This is a genomic window from Streptomyces cynarae, from assembly GCF_025642135.1.
GTDB classification, from domain to species: domain Bacteria; phylum Actinomycetota; class Actinomycetes; order Streptomycetales; family Streptomycetaceae; genus Streptomyces; species Streptomyces cynarae.
In genome coordinates this window covers 3,985,720-4,002,601 of sequence record NZ_CP106793.1, presented here as the reverse complement: position 1 = coordinate 4,002,601, position 16,882 = coordinate 3,985,720, and the positions used below count along the sequence as shown (strand labels likewise).

Annotated in this window: 14 protein-coding genes; 6 read left to right on the top strand and 8 right to left on the bottom strand. The window is 73.0% G+C overall.

What is annotated here, in order from left to right:
- Positions 1–5: 5 nt before the first annotated feature.
- Both N8I84_RS18310 and N8I84_RS18305 read right to left on the bottom strand, forming a co-directional pair.
- The gene (locus N8I84_RS18310) at positions 6–671 is read right to left on the bottom strand and encodes a pyridoxine/pyridoxamine 5'-phosphate oxidase (protein WP_263230547.1); all 666 of its coding nucleotides are present in this window, start codon (positions 669–671) and stop codon (positions 6–8) included.
- 41 nt (positions 672–712) lie between these two features.
- On the bottom strand, positions 713–1,888 hold the full coding sequence (locus tag N8I84_RS18305; RefSeq protein ID WP_263230546.1) for a thiolase C-terminal domain-containing protein: 1,176 nt from the start codon (positions 1,886–1,888) through the stop codon (positions 713–715).
- 99 nt (positions 1,889–1,987) lie between these two features.
- Between N8I84_RS18305 and N8I84_RS18300 the strand changes: the two genes are divergently transcribed.
- Both N8I84_RS18300 and N8I84_RS18295 read left to right on the top strand, forming a co-directional pair.
- Entirely contained in the window at positions 1,988–3,247 is a 1,260-nt protein-coding gene (locus tag N8I84_RS18300) for an acyl-CoA dehydrogenase family protein (protein ID WP_263230545.1), read from the top strand.
- Positions 3,244–3,717 carry a nitroreductase family deazaflavin-dependent oxidoreductase gene (locus N8I84_RS18295; protein ID WP_263230544.1) on the top strand — a complete coding sequence of 158 codons (474 nt, stop codon included), beginning with the start codon at positions 3,244–3,246 and terminating at the stop codon, positions 3,715–3,717. Before N8I84_RS18300 ends, N8I84_RS18295 begins: the two co-directional genes overlap by 4 nt.
- A gap of 127 nt (positions 3,718–3,844) precedes the next feature.
- Here the strand turns inward: N8I84_RS18295 and N8I84_RS18290 are convergent, their stop codons facing one another.
- Entirely contained in the window at positions 3,845–4,480 is a 636-nt protein-coding gene (locus N8I84_RS18290; protein ID WP_200421089.1) for a TetR family transcriptional regulator, read from the bottom strand.
- Between the two features lie 155 nt (positions 4,481–4,635).
- Here N8I84_RS18290 and N8I84_RS18285 point away from each other — a divergent pair, with 155 nt between their 5' ends.
- Positions 4,636–5,373 (top strand): VOC family protein, encoded by a 738-nt coding sequence (locus N8I84_RS18285; protein WP_263230543.1) that lies wholly within the window; start codon positions 4,636–4,638, stop codon positions 5,371–5,373.
- Between the two features lie 240 nt (positions 5,374–5,613).
- Complete coding sequence (locus N8I84_RS18280; protein ID WP_263230542.1) at positions 5,614–7,980, top strand: outer membrane protein assembly factor BamB family protein; 2,367 nt, start codon at positions 5,614–5,616, stop codon at positions 7,978–7,980.
- A gap of 143 nt (positions 7,981–8,123) precedes the next feature.
- Here the strand turns inward: N8I84_RS18280 and N8I84_RS18275 are convergent, their stop codons facing one another.
- The 3 genes from N8I84_RS18275 to N8I84_RS18265 are packed head-to-tail and all read right to left on the bottom strand — an operon-like array spanning position 8,124 to position 10,501.
- Positions 8,124–8,903, bottom strand: coding sequence for an enoyl-CoA hydratase/isomerase family protein (locus tag N8I84_RS18275; protein WP_263230541.1), 780 nt, complete (start codon positions 8,901–8,903; stop codon positions 8,124–8,126).
- Positions 8,900–9,340, bottom strand: a complete 441-nt coding sequence (locus N8I84_RS18270) for a Zn-ribbon domain-containing OB-fold protein (RefSeq protein WP_263230540.1) — start codon at positions 9,338–9,340, stop codon at positions 8,900–8,902. The genes N8I84_RS18275 and N8I84_RS18270 overlap by 4 nt, the downstream gene beginning before the upstream one ends.
- Positions 9,341–9,352: 12 nt before the next feature.
- The gene (locus tag N8I84_RS18265; protein ID WP_263230539.1) at positions 9,353–10,501 is read right to left on the bottom strand and encodes a lipid-transfer protein; all 1,149 of its coding nucleotides are present in this window, start codon (positions 10,499–10,501) and stop codon (positions 9,353–9,355) included.
- Positions 10,502–10,607: 106 nt separating this feature from the next.
- On the opposite strand from N8I84_RS18265, the gene N8I84_RS18260 reads away from it, so the two are divergent.
- Both N8I84_RS18260 and N8I84_RS18255 read left to right on the top strand, forming a co-directional pair.
- Positions 10,608–12,230, top strand: a complete 1,623-nt coding sequence (locus tag N8I84_RS18260) for a FadD3 family acyl-CoA ligase (RefSeq protein WP_263230538.1) — start codon at positions 10,608–10,610, stop codon at positions 12,228–12,230.
- Positions 12,231–12,316: 86 nt separating this feature from the next.
- Complete coding sequence (locus tag N8I84_RS18255) at positions 12,317–13,354, top strand: questin oxidase family protein (protein WP_263230537.1); 1,038 nt, start codon at positions 12,317–12,319, stop codon at positions 13,352–13,354.
- Positions 13,355–13,440: 86 nt separating this feature from the next.
- Here the strand turns inward: N8I84_RS18255 and N8I84_RS18250 are convergent, their stop codons facing one another.
- Entirely contained in the window at positions 13,441–13,605 is a 165-nt protein-coding gene (locus N8I84_RS18250) for a hypothetical protein (protein ID WP_263230536.1), read from the bottom strand.
- Positions 13,606–13,816: 211 nt separating this feature from the next.
- Positions 13,817–16,759 (bottom strand): AfsR/SARP family transcriptional regulator, encoded by a 2,943-nt coding sequence (locus tag N8I84_RS18245; RefSeq protein ID WP_263230535.1) that lies wholly within the window; start codon positions 16,757–16,759, stop codon positions 13,817–13,819.
- Between the last annotated feature and the right edge of the window lie 123 nt (positions 16,760–16,882).

Sequence of the window (16,882 nt, the reverse complement as noted above, 5' to 3'; positions counted from 1 at the left end):
CTTCCTCACGGCCACAGCAGTTCCGTCGCCCAGCCTTCCTCCGTACGGAGGTAGCGGAGCCGCACGTGCCGGCGCCTCGCGTCCCCCTGGAAGAACTCCACCTCCTCGGGCCGGAGGCGGTACAGCGTCCAGGACGGGACCGGGGCGTCCGGCTCGCGCTGCGCCTGCTCCCATGCCTGCTCCGACGCCCGTGCCAATTCCTCGGTGGAGCCCAGTACTTCGCTCTGGCGGCCCGTGAGTGCCGCCGCCAGCGCCCCGGTCGAGCGGGCGTGCAGATCCGCCTGCCCCTCCTGCGACGGCGCGGCCGTGACCGGGCCGCGGACCCGGATCTGGCGGCCCTGCACGGGCCAGTAGAAGCCGAGGGCGGCATACGGCCGGTTCGCCAGCTGCCGGCCCTTGCGGCTGCCCGAGTGCGTCGCGAACGACCAGCCGTCCGCGTCCGCGCCGTGCAGCATCACGATCCGCACGTCGGGTGTGCCGTCCGCGTCCGCCGTCGCCAGCGACATGGTGTGCGGCTCGGTCTGCCCCGCCGCCACCGCCTGCGCGAACCACTCCGTGAACAGCGTGAGCGGCTCCCCGGGCGCCGCCGCCGGGTCGAAGGCGGGCAGCTCGGTGGTCTCCGGGTCCCACACCCGCAGGGACCTGAGCAGCTCGCGAAGATCCGTTGCCATGCCCCGAGTATCCGTCACCGGGGAACGTCGTCCTGCCGCCCTCACTCCCGCCCCAGCACCACCGTCCCCGATGAACAGAACCAGCCCCCCGTCCCCGACGCCACCGCCAGTTCCGGCAGCCGTCCGCCCGCCTTGCGGACCTGCCCTGCCCCGGCCTCGCCCCGCAGTTGCCGTACCGCCTCCACGAGCAGGAACAGCCCCCGCATCCCCGGGTGCTGGGCGGACAGCCCGCCCCCGTCCGTGTTCACCGGCAGCTCCCCGCCCGCCACCAGCAGCCGCCCCTTCTCCACGAACGCCCCGCCCTCGCCCTTCCCGCAGAAGCCGAGGTCCTCCAGTGTCACCAGCGTCATGTAGGTGAAGGCGTCGTAGATCTCCGCGAAGTCGACCTCCTCGGGGCGCACCCCGGCCCGCTCGAAGGCGAGGCGGCCGCTCACCGCGGCCGGGGACACCGTGAAGTCCGGCCACTCGGACATCGTCGTGTGCGAGACGTGCTCTCCGGCCCCCAGCACCCACACCGGGCGCGTACGGCAGTCCCGTACCAGCTCCTCGGCCACCAGCAGGACCGCCGCCCCGCCGTCGGAGCGTATGCAGCAGTGCAGCTTGGTGAAGGGGTCCGCGATCACCGGACCCGCCAGGACGTCCTCGACCGTGATCGGGTCCCGGAACATGGCCTCCGGGTTGGCCGCCGCGTTGGCCCGGGCCTGCACCGCCACCTCGGCCAGCTGCTCGATGGTCGTGCCGTGGGCGTGCATGTGGCGGCGGGCCGCCATCGCGTACTTGGCGATCAGAGTGTGGCCGTACGGCGCCTCGAACTGCAGAGGGCCGCGGGCGCCGAAGGACAGGGTGCCCGTGCGGCGGCCCGCCTTGATGTCCGCGCGGGCCGTGGAACCGTAGACCAGCAGCACCGCTCTGGCGCGGCCCGACGAGATCGCGTCCGCCGCGTGGGCCGCCATGACCTCCCAGGTGGAGCCGCCGACGGAGGTGGAATCGACCCAGGTGGGCCGCAGCCCGAGGTACTCGGCAACCTCCGCCGGGGCCAGTGTGCCGAGCCCGGCGGAGGCGAAGCCGTCGATCACCGCACGATCCAGGCCCGCGTCGGCCAGGGCGCGGCGGGCGGCCTGGGCGTGCAGGGCGTACGGGGTCGTGTCGTCCACCCGTCCGCAGTCGGAGAGCGCCACGCCGACGACCGCGGCGCGTTGACCGGACCTGGGAGTCATGAATCTGACGGTACATCAGATCTGGTGGCGCCGGCCCTGTGCGCGCGAAGACCGCCCGCCTAACATGACGGCCCATCAGATAGTGAAGGGCGGTCGCACATGGACACCAGCTTCACCGCCGAACAGAACGAGATCCGCCGTACGGTGCGCGAGGTGCTGGCCAAGCGCTGCGGACCCGAGGACGTGCGCGCCGCCGCCTCGACCGCCGCCGGGTACGACCCGGCCCTGTGGGCCACCCTCGGCGGGCAGCTCGGTCTGCCCGGGCTGGCGCTCCCCGAGGCGTACGGCGGTGCGGGCTGCGGCACGACCGACCTCGCTCTCGCCTGCGAGGAGGTGGGCCGGACCCTCGCCCCCTCCCCGCTGCTCGCCACCGCGGTCCTCGCCGCGCCCCTGCTGCTCGCTCTGGGCACCGACGCCCAGCGCGCCGCACTGCTGCCCCGGATCGCCGCCGGAGAGTTGACCGCCACCCTCGCCGTCCCGGGCGCCGCCCTCGCCACCGCCCTCGCCCTCGCCGGGGACAACCGGGGCGACTGGGCGGGCGGCGGACGCGCCGGTGGCGTCCAGGCGCGGCGGGCGGCCGGCACCTGGCGGCTGTACGGGGAGGCGGCCCAGGTCCTCCACGGGCACAGCGCCGGGCTGCTGGTCGTGGCCGCGCACGCCGGTGGGTTCGCGCGGTCGCGGACGCTGCTGTTCCTCGTACGGGACGGTGCCGTCCGTACGCGGCAGACCGCCCTGGACGGGACGCGGCCCTGCGCCCGGATCCAACTGCGCGACGTGGAGGCGGAATTGCTCGGTGAGGACGGTGCCGATGTGGCGGTGGCGCTCGCCTCGGTCGGGGACCGTGCCGCCGCCGTGCTCGCCTGCGAGGCCGTGGGCGCCGCCGACCGGGTGCTGGAGCGAACTGTCGAGTACGTCGGGCAGCGGGAGCAGTTCGGGCGGCCCATCGGGTCCTTCCAGGCCGTGAAGCACCGGCTGGCCGACGTGTACGTGCGGGTACGCGCGGCGCGCTCGGCGGCGTACTACGCGGCGTGGGCCGGTGGGAAGGAATCAGGGGGTGCGGCGCGACGGGGGTGCCCCCAGGCGTTGAGCGCCGGGGGAGGCTCCTTGGAAGGGCCGTGTCGGGAGACGGACGGGCAGGTCGGCGGGCTCGCGCTCGCCCAGGCCCTTCAGGCGCTGCGGACCGCCGCGGCCGAGGGGATCCAGTTGCACGGCGGCATCGGTTTCACCTGGGAGGGCGCGGCGCATCTCTACTTCAAACGGGCCGCCGGCGACGAGCTGCTGTTCGGGCCCGTGCACCGGCTGCGGGCGCACGCGGCGGACGCGGCGGGGCTCTTCGAGCGCGGGGAGGTGGCGGTGTGACGGCCCTCGGTGTACGGATCGTGCAGAAGGTGTCCTCCACGCGGGCCTTCGCCAGGGCCGCGCCGCACGTCGTGCCCGCCCTGGACCGCGCGGTGCACCGGTTGACCGGTGGAAAGGTGCTGCTCAGCGCGCAGATGCTGCCAGGCGTGATCCTCACGTCCACCGGCGCGAGAAGCGGCCTCGCACGCCGTACGCCGCTCGCGTGCATGCCGGAGGAGGGCGGCAGCTGGCTCCTGATCGGCTCCAACTTCGGGCGGCCCGGCCATCCGGCCTGGACCCACAACCTCCTCGCCCACCCCGACGCGGAGATCAACTGGAGGGGCGAGGACATCCCGGTCACGGCCCATCTGCTGCGGGGCCGGGAGCGGGACGCCGCCTGGAAGGCGGTGCTGGCGTTCTGGCCGCCGTACGCCACGTACCAGGAGCGGGTGGAGCGGGAGATCCGGCTGTTCCGGGTCCTGCCGCGGTGACCGCACTCCTGGACACGGGGCACTGGCACGGTGGGCCGGACGGCGCGACAGGCGGCGGTCCACTCGGGTGAACCGCCGCCTCGGTGACAGGACTTGGCGCCGTCGCGGCGAGTGCCGTGGCAGGGGGCTACTTCGTCGGCTTCCTGCCCGTGACGCCCAGGTACACCAACAACGCGAGGTTCGGCTTCAGTTCGGCCTGCTTGACGCCCCAGGACGTGAAGCCCTTCTGGTGGGAGGACACGGACGCCAGCATCGCCACGAGCGCGCCCGCCACGGCCGCCGGGTTCACGTCCTTGTCGACCCTGCCCTTGGACTGGAGCTCGGAGATCGAGTCCGCGAGTGAGTTGTTCACCGAGTTCAGGATCTTCATGCGGATCTTGTAGAAGCGCTTGTCGCCCTCGGCCGCGCCGAGGTCCACCACGCGCAGGATGGCGTCGTGTTTGCGCCAGAACTCCAGGAAACCCTCCACGAGTTCCTGCGCGGTCTGCCAGCCGGCCTTCCCGGCCCAGGAGCGGCCTTCCAGCAGCTGGGTCAACCCGGCACCCTCCGCGGCCATTTGGTCCGCGATCTCGAGGACGGCGCCCTCGACGTCCGGGAAGTACTGGTAGAAGGTCGCCGGTGACGTCCCCGCCTTCCGGGCGACATCAATGACTTTGACGTCGCGGTAAGGCGAGGAGCTGAGCATCTCGCTGAGGCAGTCGAGCAGCTTCTGCCGCGTCGCCTGCCCGCGTCGACCGGCCACGCGGCCGTCGACGGTACGCACTTGTCCTGTCATGCCGTCAGCTTACCGAGGGGTGATCGAAGCGCGATTCGGCCGACTGCAAATGGGGAGTACAGGGGCCTGCACCCGCTTCGGGGGCGGTGAAAAGGGAGTACGCCCGCGAGCGCTCCACGGGTCGTGCACGTTAGCTTGGCAGCATGGCCGAAAATCCGCCATCGTCTTCGCACGACGGCCCCTTCCCCGAGGGCGTCCCGTGCTGGATCGACGCGCAGTTGCCCGACGTCGAGGCGGGCAAGCGGTTCTACGGTGAGCTCTTCGGGTGGAGCTTCGAGGAGGCGCCCGGCTCGTCCGTGTGGGCGCACCTCCGCGGCGAACCGGTGGCTGCGCTGAACCGCAAGGTCGACGGGCGGATGCCCACCGTCTGGACGGTGTACTTCGCCACCCCCGACGCCACCGCGCTGGCCCGGCGGATCATGGCGGCCGGCGGCCAGGTCGTCGCCCTGCCCGAGCCCGTGGACGGGCTCGGCACCGCGGCGCTGGCCGCCGACCCCGAGGGCGCCGTGTTCGGGCTCTGGCAGGCCGGGGCGCACGCGGGCTTCGGCAAGCGGCACGAACCCGGCTCCTTCACCTGGGCCGAGCTGTACACGCGGGACACCGCCTCCGCGAACACGTTCTACACGGGCCTCTTCCACGACGCCCTGTTCGGCCCCGGCGCCGTCCCCGACTTCGGGCGGGCTCCGCTGGAGGACGTCTTCCCCGCCGAGATGCCGCCGCACTTCCTCGTCCACTTCGGCGTCCGGGACGGCGCGGCGGCGCTCGGTGCGGTGGCCCGGCTGGGCGGGCGCGTACAGGTACCGGCGTTCGACACCTCGTACGGACGGGTGGCGGTGGTCAGCGACGACCAGGGGGCGAGCTTCGCGCTTCTCCAGCGCTGACGCGGCCCCGCGGGCCCCTGTCCGCAGGCCCTTGTTCCACCATGCGGGCGCCCGCTTCCCGTACCCGCGTGCGCCATGCTTTTGTCCTGAGACACCCCGTTCCGCCCTCGGGTTAGCTTCCACACGCCCGGACAGGAAGAATCGGGGTGCGTGCCGCCACGGCGGTGCGGTGGTGAGACGCTGCACGGGGTCGCGTGCACAAGGCGCATGACGCGACCCGTACGGGGAGGTGGCAGGCAAGTGGTGGATCAGCTGACGCAGCACGATCCGCGGCGGATCGGGCCGTTCGAGGTGCTGGGACGGCTGGGTGCCGGCGGCATGGGGCTGGTCTATCTCGCGCGCTCGGCGTCCGGCCGGCGCGTGGCGATCAAGACGGTGCGCACCGAACTGGCCGAGGACCAGCTGTTCCGGGTGCGTTTCACCCGCGAGGTGGAGGCCGCCCGGGCGGTCTCCGGTTTCTACACCGCCGCCGTGGTCGACGCCGACCCCCGCGCGGCCGTGCCGTGGCTCGCCACCGCGTACGTGCCCGCGCCCTCCCTCGAGGAGATAGTGACCGAGTGCGGCCCGCTGCCGGCCCAGGCGGTGCGCTGGCTCGCGGCGGGCGTGGCCGAGGCCCTGCAGTCCATCCACGGGGCGGGCCTGGTCCACCGGGACCTGAAGCCGTCGAACGTCCTCGTCGTGGAGGACGGCCCCCGGGTGATCGACTTCGGGATCGCTTCCGGTGTATCGAACACCCGTCTGACCATGACCAACGTGGCCGTCGGCACGCCCGCCTACATGTCCCCCGAACAGGCCAAGGACTCACGCAGCGTCACCGGTGCCAGCGATGTGTTCTCGCTGGGTTCGATGCTCGTCTTCGCGGCCACCGGGCATCCCCCCTTCCACGGCGCCAACCCCGTCGAGACCGTCTTCATGCTGCTGCGCGAGGGCCCGGACCTGTCCGGGCTGCCGGACGAGCTGCGTCCGCTCATCGAGTCCTGCATGCAGATGGACCCCACCGCCCGCCCCAACCCGGCCGACCTCCAGGCGCAGCTCGCCCCGCACCTGTTCGGCTCCGGCTCCGACGACAGCGGTACGGCGTCGGCGTGGCTGCCCGAGAGGGCGGTCACCCTGATCGAGGCCCGCCGGGGCGGGCGCCCTGCCACCAAGCCCTCCACCTCCGGCAACCGCAGCGGGGGCGGCGCGCGCCCCGCGGTGCCGCCCCCGCCCTCCCACGACCCGGTGCCGCCTACGCCGTCCCACGACCCGGTGCCGATGCCGGTCGGTGCGCCCGACTCCGGGCCGGTGCGGCTCGCGGGCGCCTCCGTGCCGATCGGCCCCGGGCCGCGGGTCGCCGACGCCCGGGCCGCCGCGCTGAAGGCGCCGCCGCCTCACGCCGCGCTCGCCGCGTCCTGGTCCCGTCCGGGGGCCGGGGTCAACGGCGCGCCCGGAGCGGCGCCCGCGGTCCCCGCGCCGCCCGCGCCCGCGGAGGCCGCCTCCGGCTGGCGCCCGTGGCGCTTCCGCATGTCGAACGACGTGTGGGGCACGCCCGCGGTCGCCGACGACCTGGTCTACGTCACCTCCTTCGAGGTGCACGCCCTGGACGTGGCGACCGGCCGCCGCCGCTTCAAGACCCGCGACGTCGCCTGGTCGATGTCGGTCGCGGACGGCCGTGTCCACGCCTCCGACGGGCCCACCCTGTTCGCCCTGGACGCCCGCGAGGGCACCGATCTGTGGCGGCTGCAGATGGACGGCTGGGTGTACTCCCTCAAGTCCGACCGCGGCACGGTCGTCACCGCCACCCGTGGCGGCGGCGTCCAGGCGTGGGAGGCGTCCGGCGGCCGGAAGCTGTGGGAGCTCACCGGCGCGCAGACCGAGTTCGAGACCCCGGAGGCGGGCCCCGCGCTCCACGACGGCACGGTGTACGTGTGGCAGGACGCCCGGCTGCGCGCCCTGGACGCCCGCAGCGGCGAGGAGCGCTGGTCGTACCCCATCGGCGACGCGGCCTCCTGCGGCGGGGTCCCCGTACGCCTCACCCACGCGAGTGACGGCTGTGTGTACGTCTGTGCCGGCACCCGGGTCCTGGCCCTGGAGGTGGCGAGCGGCATGCCGCGCTGGCACTTCGAGGCGCCGGCGGTCTTCCTGAGCCCGCCCGCCTTCGCACCGGGCCCGGCGGTGACGGGCGGCGGCGTCTACCTCGCGGACTACCTCGGCACGGTGTACGCCCTCGACCCGGCGGACGGCCGCGACCGCTGGCGCATCGCCACCGAGTCCCGGGCGGCGATCGACCCGGTGCTGGTGGCCGCCGGGCACGTCCACGTGGGCAGCGGCAAGGGCCTGTACACCCTCGACGCGGTCACCGGCACCCCCAAGTGGCGCTTCCAGGCGGGCGGCGACATCGTGGGCTCCCCGGCGGTCGCGGAGGGCCGCATCCACTTCGGCTCCACGGACCACCTGCTGTACACGCTGAAGGCCGACGACGGCCGCCTGCGCTGGAAGCTGGCCACCGGCGGCGAGATCACCGGCGCCCCGGTGGTGAAGGACGGCGTGGTGTACGCGTGCAGCAAGGACCGCTGCGTGTACGCACTGGACGCGGAGAAGGGCACCGGGACGTCCCGAACGTCCTGAGCCACAAGGCGAGGTGGGGGAGACGGCCGTCGTACCGGACCGGACGGAAGGGGCTCGGGACGGCGGCCGTCACCCCTGACGCTACGTGCTGTGGTCGGGATGTGCCATACCGTGGCGACCCGGAGGGGGGACCGAGCGGGGCCTCACCGCACCCGGAACCCATCCCTCTGTCGCCCCGCGAACAGCTCCGCCTGCTGCTCCGGCGGCAGGTTCCCGAGCGCGATCAGCGCCGGTGCCTGCGCCAGGGCCTGCGCCCGTGCCGCCTCCTTCGCCGCCCACAGCGCCCGCACGGTGCCCTGCACGCCCTCCGGCGGACAGGCGGCGACGACGGCGGCGCAGCGCACCGCGGCCTCCAAGTCGCCGCCGGGCGGGGTCAGTTCGGACACGAACCCGATCTCGTACGCCCGCCGCGCCGAGATCCGCTCGGCGGTCCCCATCAGCGCCATCCGGGCGGCCTCCCCGTACGGCATCCGGTGCGCCATGTACACCGCCTCGTACGCGCTGACCATGCCGTAGGTGGTGTGCGGGTCGAAGAACGAGGCCGTCTCGTCCGCGACGACGAACTCGCTCTCGCCGAGCAGATAGAACGCCCCGCCGCATGCCATGCCACGCACCGCGGCGATCACCGGCTTCCACAGGTCGTTCGCCTTCGGGCCGATCCGCAGCAGCGGATCGTCCAGCATGTACGGCGATGTGGGCTGCGGAACGTCCGCGTCCCGGTCGAGCCCGGTGCAGAAGGCCCGCTCCCCGGCGCCGGTGAGGACGACGGCCCGCACGGAGTCGTCGTACCTGAACGCGCGCCAGCAGGCGGCCAGTTCCTCGGCCGTGGCGAGGTCGACGGCGTTCAGCCTCCCCGGGCGGTCCAGGGTGACGACCGCGACCCCCGTGTCCTTGTCGGCGCTGATCCGCAGCCCTTCGCTCACGACCGCTCCAGCACCCACCGGGGCAACCCGTCCCCGCCGAAGACGGCCTCCACTCTCGCACCGATCCGGACCCGCTCGGGCGGCACGGAGTCCAGGGGCGCGCCGGGCCCGGCGACGAGGTTCCCGACCAGGCGGATGCGCGGCGCCTCGGCCAGCTCGACCAGGATCACGTTGTACGGGGCATGCGCCGCGTACGCCGGGAGCAGCGGCGGGTGCGGGACGACGTACGACCAGATCCTGCCCTTCCCGCTCATCCGCCGCCACTGGCCCGCGAAGGACCGGCAGTGCGGGCAGCAGGGCCTCGGCGGGAAGCGCGGCTCGCCGCAGTCTGAGCAGGCCTGGACGCGCAGTTCGCCCCGGGCGGCGTACTCCCAGAAGGGGGCGCCGTCCTCGTCGGGGACGGGGGACAGGAGGGCGGGGAGGGTCTCGGGGGACACGGTGCGGCTCCTTCAGTTCCTCAGCAGAAGGGCGGAGGTCGGGACGCCCTCGCCGGCGGTGACGAGACAGGTGGAGGCGCCCGGAACCTGGGCGGTGCTGGTCCCGCGCAGCTGCTTCACGCCCTCATTGATCAGGTTGAACCCGTGGACGTACGCCTCGGAGAGCCCGCCGCCCCCCGTGTTGACGGGCAGCCGTCCACCGGTCTCCAGCGCCCCGCCCTCGGTGAACGCCCCGCCCTCTCCCCGGCCGCAGAAGCCGTAGCCCTCCAGGGAGAGGAGGATCAGGGGTGTGAACGCGTCGTAGATCTGGGCGACGTCGACGTCGTCGGGGGCGAGGTCGGCGTGCTTCCACAGGTGGCGGGCGGCGGTCCAGGCGGGGCCGGTGAGCGGGTCGTCGTTCCAGTAGTTGACCATGCCGTGGTGCTGGGCGGGCAGCCCCTGGGCGGCGGCGTGGACGTAGACGGGCCGCTGCCGGCAGTCACGGGCGCGCTCGCGGGAGACGACCACGCAGGCCAACGCGCCGTCCGTCTCCAGGCAGTTGTCGAAGAGGCAGAGCGGCTCGCTGATCCACCGCGAGCTCATGTACATGTCTCTGGTCAGGGGCCGCTCGTACATGATCGCGGCGGGGTTCTGATTGGCCCTGTTCCGGCAGGCGAGGGCGACGTTGAAGAGGTGATCCCTACTCGCCCCGTACTGGTGCATGTACCGGCGTGCGAGCATCCCGATCTCGTCGACGGGCCTGAGGAGCCCGAAGGGCCGGGTCCACTGGGCGGGAGTGGGAAGCTGCACCGCCGTGTTCTTCCATGGCCGGGGCCCGCTGCCGCGCTTGCGGGAACGCCAGGCGACGCCGACGGTGGCCTGCCCGGTGGCGACGGCGGCGGCGAGATGGGCGACGGTCGCGCAGGAGCCGCCGCCCCCGTACCCGACCTTGCTGAAGAAGGTGAGGTCCCCGAGACCGAGGGCCTTGGCGACCTCCACCTCGTCGGTCTCCTCCATGGTGTACGAGGCGAGCGCGTCGACCTCGCCGGGCGCGATCCCGGCGTCGTCGAGGGCGGCGAGGACGGCACGGCAGGCCAGGGCCTTCTCGGACTCCGGGAGCCGCTTGGCGAAGTCGGTCTGTCCGATGCCGACGACGGCGGTCGCGTCCTTGAACCCTGCCATGGGGGCACCTCCGCGGGGTACGTCGGCTGACAGCCCGTCAGGTTACAGCTAATCTGACGGTTAGTCAGCTACGGCGATGGGCTGTGCGTACCGTGGGGAGGACGCCGTGCGCGGTGACCTGGAGTGGGGCGGCATTCCGGAGCTGGTGCGGAGCGCGGCCCGTCGCTACGACGACACGGAGGCGGTCGTCGAGGGCCGTACACGGATCTCGTACGCCGAACTGGCTGCCCGCGTCGAACGCGCGGCGGCGGCCTGCATCGCGAACGGCGTCGGCGTCGGCGACCGCGTCGGCATCTGGGCGCCGAACACGCTCGACTGGATCGTGTCCTCTCTGGGCGCTGTGTCGGCGGGCGCGGTCCTGGTGCCGCTCAACACCCGCTTCAAGGGCTCGGAGGCGGCCTACGTCCTGCACCGGAGCCGGGCGAAACTGCTGTTCGTGACGGGTGCGTTCCTCGGGACGTCGTACGTGGCGTCGCTGCGGAGGGCGGCGGGGGAGGGGCCCGGGGACGGTCCGTTGCCGGGCCTGCCGCACCTGGAGCAGGTGGTGGTCCTGGCGGACGACGCCCCGGCGGACTTCCGCACCTGGAAGGACTTCCTCGCGAGCGGGGAGGGGGTGGGCGAGCCGGAGGTGCGGCGCAGGTCGTCGGTCGTGACGGGCGACCGCCCCTCGGACATCGTCTTCACCTCGGGCACGACAGGCCGCCCCAAGGGCGCGGTGATCACGCACGCGCAGACGCTGAGGGCCTACGAGACCTGGGCGGACCTGACGGGTCTGCGACAGGGCGACCGCTACCTGATCGTCAACCCCTTCTTCCACACGTTCGGTTACAAGGCCGGGGTGCTGGCCTGCCTGATGCGGGGCGCGACGATGATCCCGCAGCCGGTGTTCACCGTGGACACGGCACTGGCGAACACGGCGGCGGAGCGGGTGACCGTCCTGCCGGGCCCGCCGACCCTGCACCAGGCACTGCTGGACCACCCGTCGCGGGCCTCCTACGACCTCTCCGCCCTGCGCCTGGTCGTGACGGGGGCGGCGGTGGTGCCGCTGCGCCTGGTGGAACGGCTGCGGGACGAACTCGGCGTCGCGACGGTCCTGACGGCGTACGGCCTGTCGGAAGCGAGCGGTTTCGTGACGATGTGCCGCAGGAGCGATCCGCCGGAGGTGATCGCGACGACGTCGGGCCGCCCGATCCCGGGAGTGGAGGTACGGGTGGTGGACGCGCAGGGAGAACCGCTCGGCGCGGGGCTTCCCGGTGAGGTCCTGGTCCGGGGATTCAACGTCATGCGGGGCTACTTCGAGGACGAGGCGGCCACGGTGGAGACCCTCACCCCGGACGGCTGGCTCCGCACGGGAGACGTCGGGGTACTGGACCCGGCGGGCAACCTCCGCATCACGGACCGCATCAAGGACATGTTCGTCGTGGGCGGCTTCAACGCGTACCCGGCGGAGATAGAGCAACTGCTGGCCCTGCACCCGGATGTGGCGGAGGCGGCGGTGATCGGCGTGCCGGACGCGCGGCTGGGGGAGGTGGGGAAGGCGTACGTGGTGCGCAGGCCGGGGGCGGTGCTGACGTCCGACGACCTGATCGCGTGGTCCCGCCGCGAGATGGCGAACTACAAGGTCCCGAGGGAGGTGGAGTTCGTCGAGTCCCTTCTGAGGAACGCGAGCGGGAAGGTGGTGAAGGGGCAGTTGCGCCGCCGCACGCGACCGGGCCTGGGGACGACGTAGGCCCGATGGAGGGGTGCCGAAGAAGGGGTGCGTCTCGATCCGCAGCCCGATGATGGAAGGCCGGCGTGCGCCTACCGTCGGGTCTCATGGACATCGACGGCACACTCGACGAGGCGTACGAACGGCTGCACCGGACGGGGCCGGAGTTCGACGGCTGGCTGAGCAACCACGGTCCCATGGCGGTGGAAGCCATGGTCAGGCACGGCCACGCGCCCCAGGTGCACCGCTGGCTGGACCTCTACACGCGCCGGTTGGACGATCTGCCGCGCGGCACCACTCCCATCACGGCCGACGACTGGCGCACGGCGCTCGGAGACCCGCGTCGTCTCGGCGACTGGCTGGCGTTCTTCGGCCGTGAGGTGACGGAACAACCCTGGCGTACGGTGCTGGCGACATGGTGGCCGAGGCTGCTCCCGGGCATCGCGGCCGGCGCCACCCACGGCGTGATCCGCACCGGGCACGCGGTCCACGCCCTGCTGGACCACGAGGACGGACCGCGCCTGGCCGAACTGGGCCAAGCCCTCGGCTACTGGGCGGCCCGCTGGCAACCGGTCCCGCTCACCACCCCCGCCGGAACCGCCGACCCGGCATCCGCGCTGGCCGGCGTTCCCCGTGTGCCCGACCAGACCGCGGGCATCAACCACCGCCTCGAGCAGCTCACCGACCTGCCCGACTGGCCCACCGCGCTGGCCGCACTGCGACCCGCCACCGAAGCCGACCAGGCCCGGGACCGCCTGGCCGACCTGACGACCGCCGCGGCCGTGCACTACCTCGCCAACGCCCACGGCTCGGCCGTCATGCTGGTCCACGCCGCGACCGCCCCCATGGCCGTCTTGCGCACCCTGCCCGCCGTGCCGCGGTCCCAGTGGGCGACGAGCCTGCACGCGGCGTGGGCGGCGAGCGCCGCAGTGACCGCGGCCTACACCCCCGCCGCACCCGCACCCCGGCACAGCCTCCCCACGGCCCCCGAATCGGCGGAGGAGGTCTTCGCCCTGGCCGTCCACCACGGCGACGAACACGTCATCAAACTCGCCGACACCTCCCTGGAGGTCCACCGACGCACGGGCAACGGTGACGCGCTGGCCGCGGTGATCCGCGCGGCGGGGCTGATCGAGGAGTTGTGAGGCGCTGGAGTCGAGCGCCGGACAGACTTCGGCCGCGACGGCTCCCCCTCCGCGCCGCCGCGGCCGATCCCCGTGTGGGAGAAGGTCTAGCTGGGGTCCGACGTGATGTGCGTGTTGTCCGGGGTGGCTTCGCCGTCGTTGACATCGGTGATGTGCGTGTTGAGCGGCTGAACCTCGGTGCCGGCCTCGGCGTCGGTGATGTGCGTGTTGTCCGGCTTGACGACCGGCTCGTCCTTGGTGGTGTCGCTCATGGTGGTGCCTCCCCTTGGTTGTTGCTGTCGGACTGTCGTCGGCCCGTCCGGCCACTCCCCCGAGGGTGGCCGGACGGGCCATCAAGTCGCCCACCCTAGACTGCGAGTCAGGCGACCTCACCGGCGGTCCGTCTGCCCCCCGACGCGACGGATCGACAAACAAGAGAGTGCCTGGCGGCGATAAACGAACGATGAACGTCCGTGTCGTGCGTCACGCGGCTGCCGCGGGAGCCAACAACGCCTGCACCTCGGCGGCCTCCGGGGAGTCCAGGCCCTCGTAGATTTCGAGGGCCTCCCGCCAGCAGACTTGCGCCCGTCCGGACTGTCCCAGCCGGGTCAGTGCTTTGCCGAGGACGGTGAGCACGTTTCCCCGGCGCCATTCCCCACCGATCCCCCTGAGCATGGCGAGGGCCATCTCGGCGTTGGCGGCGGCCTGCGCGGGGCGCTGGGCCAGGAGATCCACCTCGGCGAGACGGAACAGGGTCATGCCCTCCCACAGTCGCTGGCGACTGGCGCGGAAGACCTGGAGGGCTTGCATGAGGCGGTCGGAGGCGTCGGACTGCTGGCCGTTCTTGCTCAAGGCCAGGCCGAGTGCGTAGTGACCGTTCGCGGCCTTGAGCGTGTGTCCGAGCTCCTCGTACATCTCAGTGCCCTGCCGAGCGAGGCTGATCGCGCTGTCGGCACGATCTGTCGCCAGGTGCAAGCGGGAGAGGTTGCACAGGGCGGTCGCCGTGCCCGGCAGGTCACCGCAGGCGCGAAAGTCCTTGATGGCCCGCTCGAGGTAGTCCTCGGCGTCCCCGTAGCGGCTCTGGTAGAAGGCGAAGGCCCCGAGGATGTTGGCCGCCCAGCAGCAGGGCAGCGGATCCCCTGCGGCCTCGGACAGTCTCAGTGCCTCCCGCGCCTCCTGATCCGCCTGATCGAAGTAACCGGACCAGTGGCGGGCGTTGGCCAGGACGAGGTTGGCCCGGCCCTCCGAACGGCCGTCCGATGCCGCACGCGCGGCGTCACGCAGGGCGGTGGCTGCCGCCTCGTACTCCTTGAAGTTCGCCCCGGACTCCGCCAGGTCCACCGCTGCCCACAACAGGTCGACCGCGCGCCTGAGCCGGGCGCCGTCGGACGACTGGCGGACACAGGCGAGCAGCGAGACGGCTTCCGAGTAGAGCCAGTCCTGGGCCGCACGCCGGTCCGGAAAGACCAGGCCGGCCGTCCGGGTCTTCTCCAGGTGATCCACCAGCCGATCCCCCGGCCGCTCGATCGCGTACACCCCCGCCGCCGTGGCCAGGTAGAAGTCCAGCAGCCGCGACATCGCCGCGTCCCGCTCGCTCGGCGGGTGTTCGTCCCGTTCCGCGCACGCACGCGCGTAGAGGCGGACCAGGTCGTGGTAGCGGTAGCGGCCGGGTGCCGCCGACTCCAGCAGAGAGGTGTCGACGAGGGACTCCAGCAGGTCCTCCGTCTCCTCCAGCGGGAGGTCCAGGACCGCCGCGGCGGCCGCCAGGGAGATGTCAGGGCCGTCCGCCAGGCCGAGGAGGCGGAAGGCGCGGGCCTGGGCCGGCTCCAGTTGGCCGTAGCCCAGTTCGAAGGTGGCCTTCACCGCCAGGTCGCCCGCCTGGAGTTCGTCCAGGCGGCGTCGCTCGTCCGCGAGCTTCGCGGCCAGGACCGAGACCGTCCAGGTGCGGCGCGCCGCCAGGCGGGACGCGGCGATGCGGATCGCCAGCGGCAGGAAGCCGCACGCCGCCACCACGTCCAGCGCCGCCTCCCGTTCCGAGGCCACCCTTTCCTCGCTCACGATCTTCGTGAACAAGGACAAGGCCTCGTCGGGCGACATCACGTCCAGGTCCACCAGGTGCGCGCCCGCCAGGTCGACCATGCGGACCCGTGACGTCACCAGCGCCGCGCAGCCCTCCGTACCGGGCAGGAGCGGGCGTACCTGGGCGGCGTCGCGCGCGTTGTCCAGCAGGACCAGCACACGGCGGCCGTCCAGTACCGAGCGGTACAGGGCCGAGCGTTCCTCCAGCGAGTCGGGGATCGCCGAGTCCGCGGTGCCAAGGGCGCGCAGGAAGGAGCCGAGGACCGTCTCCGGTTCCGCCGCGCGCGGGCCCGCGCCCTGCAGGTCCACGTACAGCTGACCGTCCGGGAAGGCCGACCGGGCCTGGTGGGCCACGTGCACCGCCAGCGTCGTCTTGCCCACGCCTCCGATGCCCGCCAGCGCCGACACCGCCATCACCCGGCCCTCCGCCGACGCCAGCACCTCGCTGAGTTCGGCGACGAAGGCGGCACGGCCCGTGAAGTCCGGGACGGTGGCCGGGAGCTGCGCCGGGCGTACGGGGGTGGCCGAGGGCTCGGGTGCCGGTGCCGACGGTTCCGCCAGGGTCGGGTCCGCCTGGAGGATGCGCTGCTGGAGTTCCTTCAGGCCGGGGCGGGGGTCCACCCCGAGTTCGTCGGCCAGCAGGCGGCGCGTGTCCGCGTAGACCGCCAGGGCCTCGGCCTGGCGGCCGGAGCGGTACAGCGCCAGCATCAGCAGCTCCCGCAGGCGCTCGCGCAGGGGGTGCGCCGCCGTCAGGGCCGTGAGCTCGGAGACCGCCTCGGCGTGGCAGCCCTGCTCCAGGTCCATGTCGAGGCGGGACTCGAGGAGTTGCAGGCGCCATTCCTCCAGACGGGCCCGCTGCGCCTCCGCGTACGGGCCGGGCACCCCGGCCAGCGGTTCCCCGTCCCACAGCGCGAGCGCCTCGTTCAGGACGTGCCGGGCATGGCACAGGTCCCCGGAGTTCTTCGCCTTCTCCGCCTCCGCGGCCAGCTCCTGGGCGGCGGCCAGATCCAGGGAGCGCGGTTCGCCCAGCCGCACCGCGTAGCCGCCCGACTCGCTGAGCAGGACACCCGGTGAGAGCACCTTGCGCAGACGGGAGGCGTAGGTGCGGACCGCCGCCAGCGCCCGTGGGGGCGGGTCGTCGCCCCACAGCGCGTCGATCAGTTCGGACGCCGTCGCCGTGCGGCCCTCGCGCATCAGCAAGGCGGCCAGCAGGGCGCGCTGCTGCGGTGAGCCGGTGGCCAGCAGCTCCTCCCCGCGCCAGGCGCGCACCGGTCCGAGCACACCGAAGCGCAGTGTCGCCGAATCCTCGGGACCCTGCTGCTCAGGTACTCGCGGCACACCGTCCATCGTCGCCCCCTGGCCCCCCTGCCGAACCGTCCACAACCAAGAGGCCAGTTTGCCTTGTTCATGGCGGATGCGTCAGCCGTGGGAGACGGCGATCACAGGCCACTGTGCGGTGCGTCACAAGGT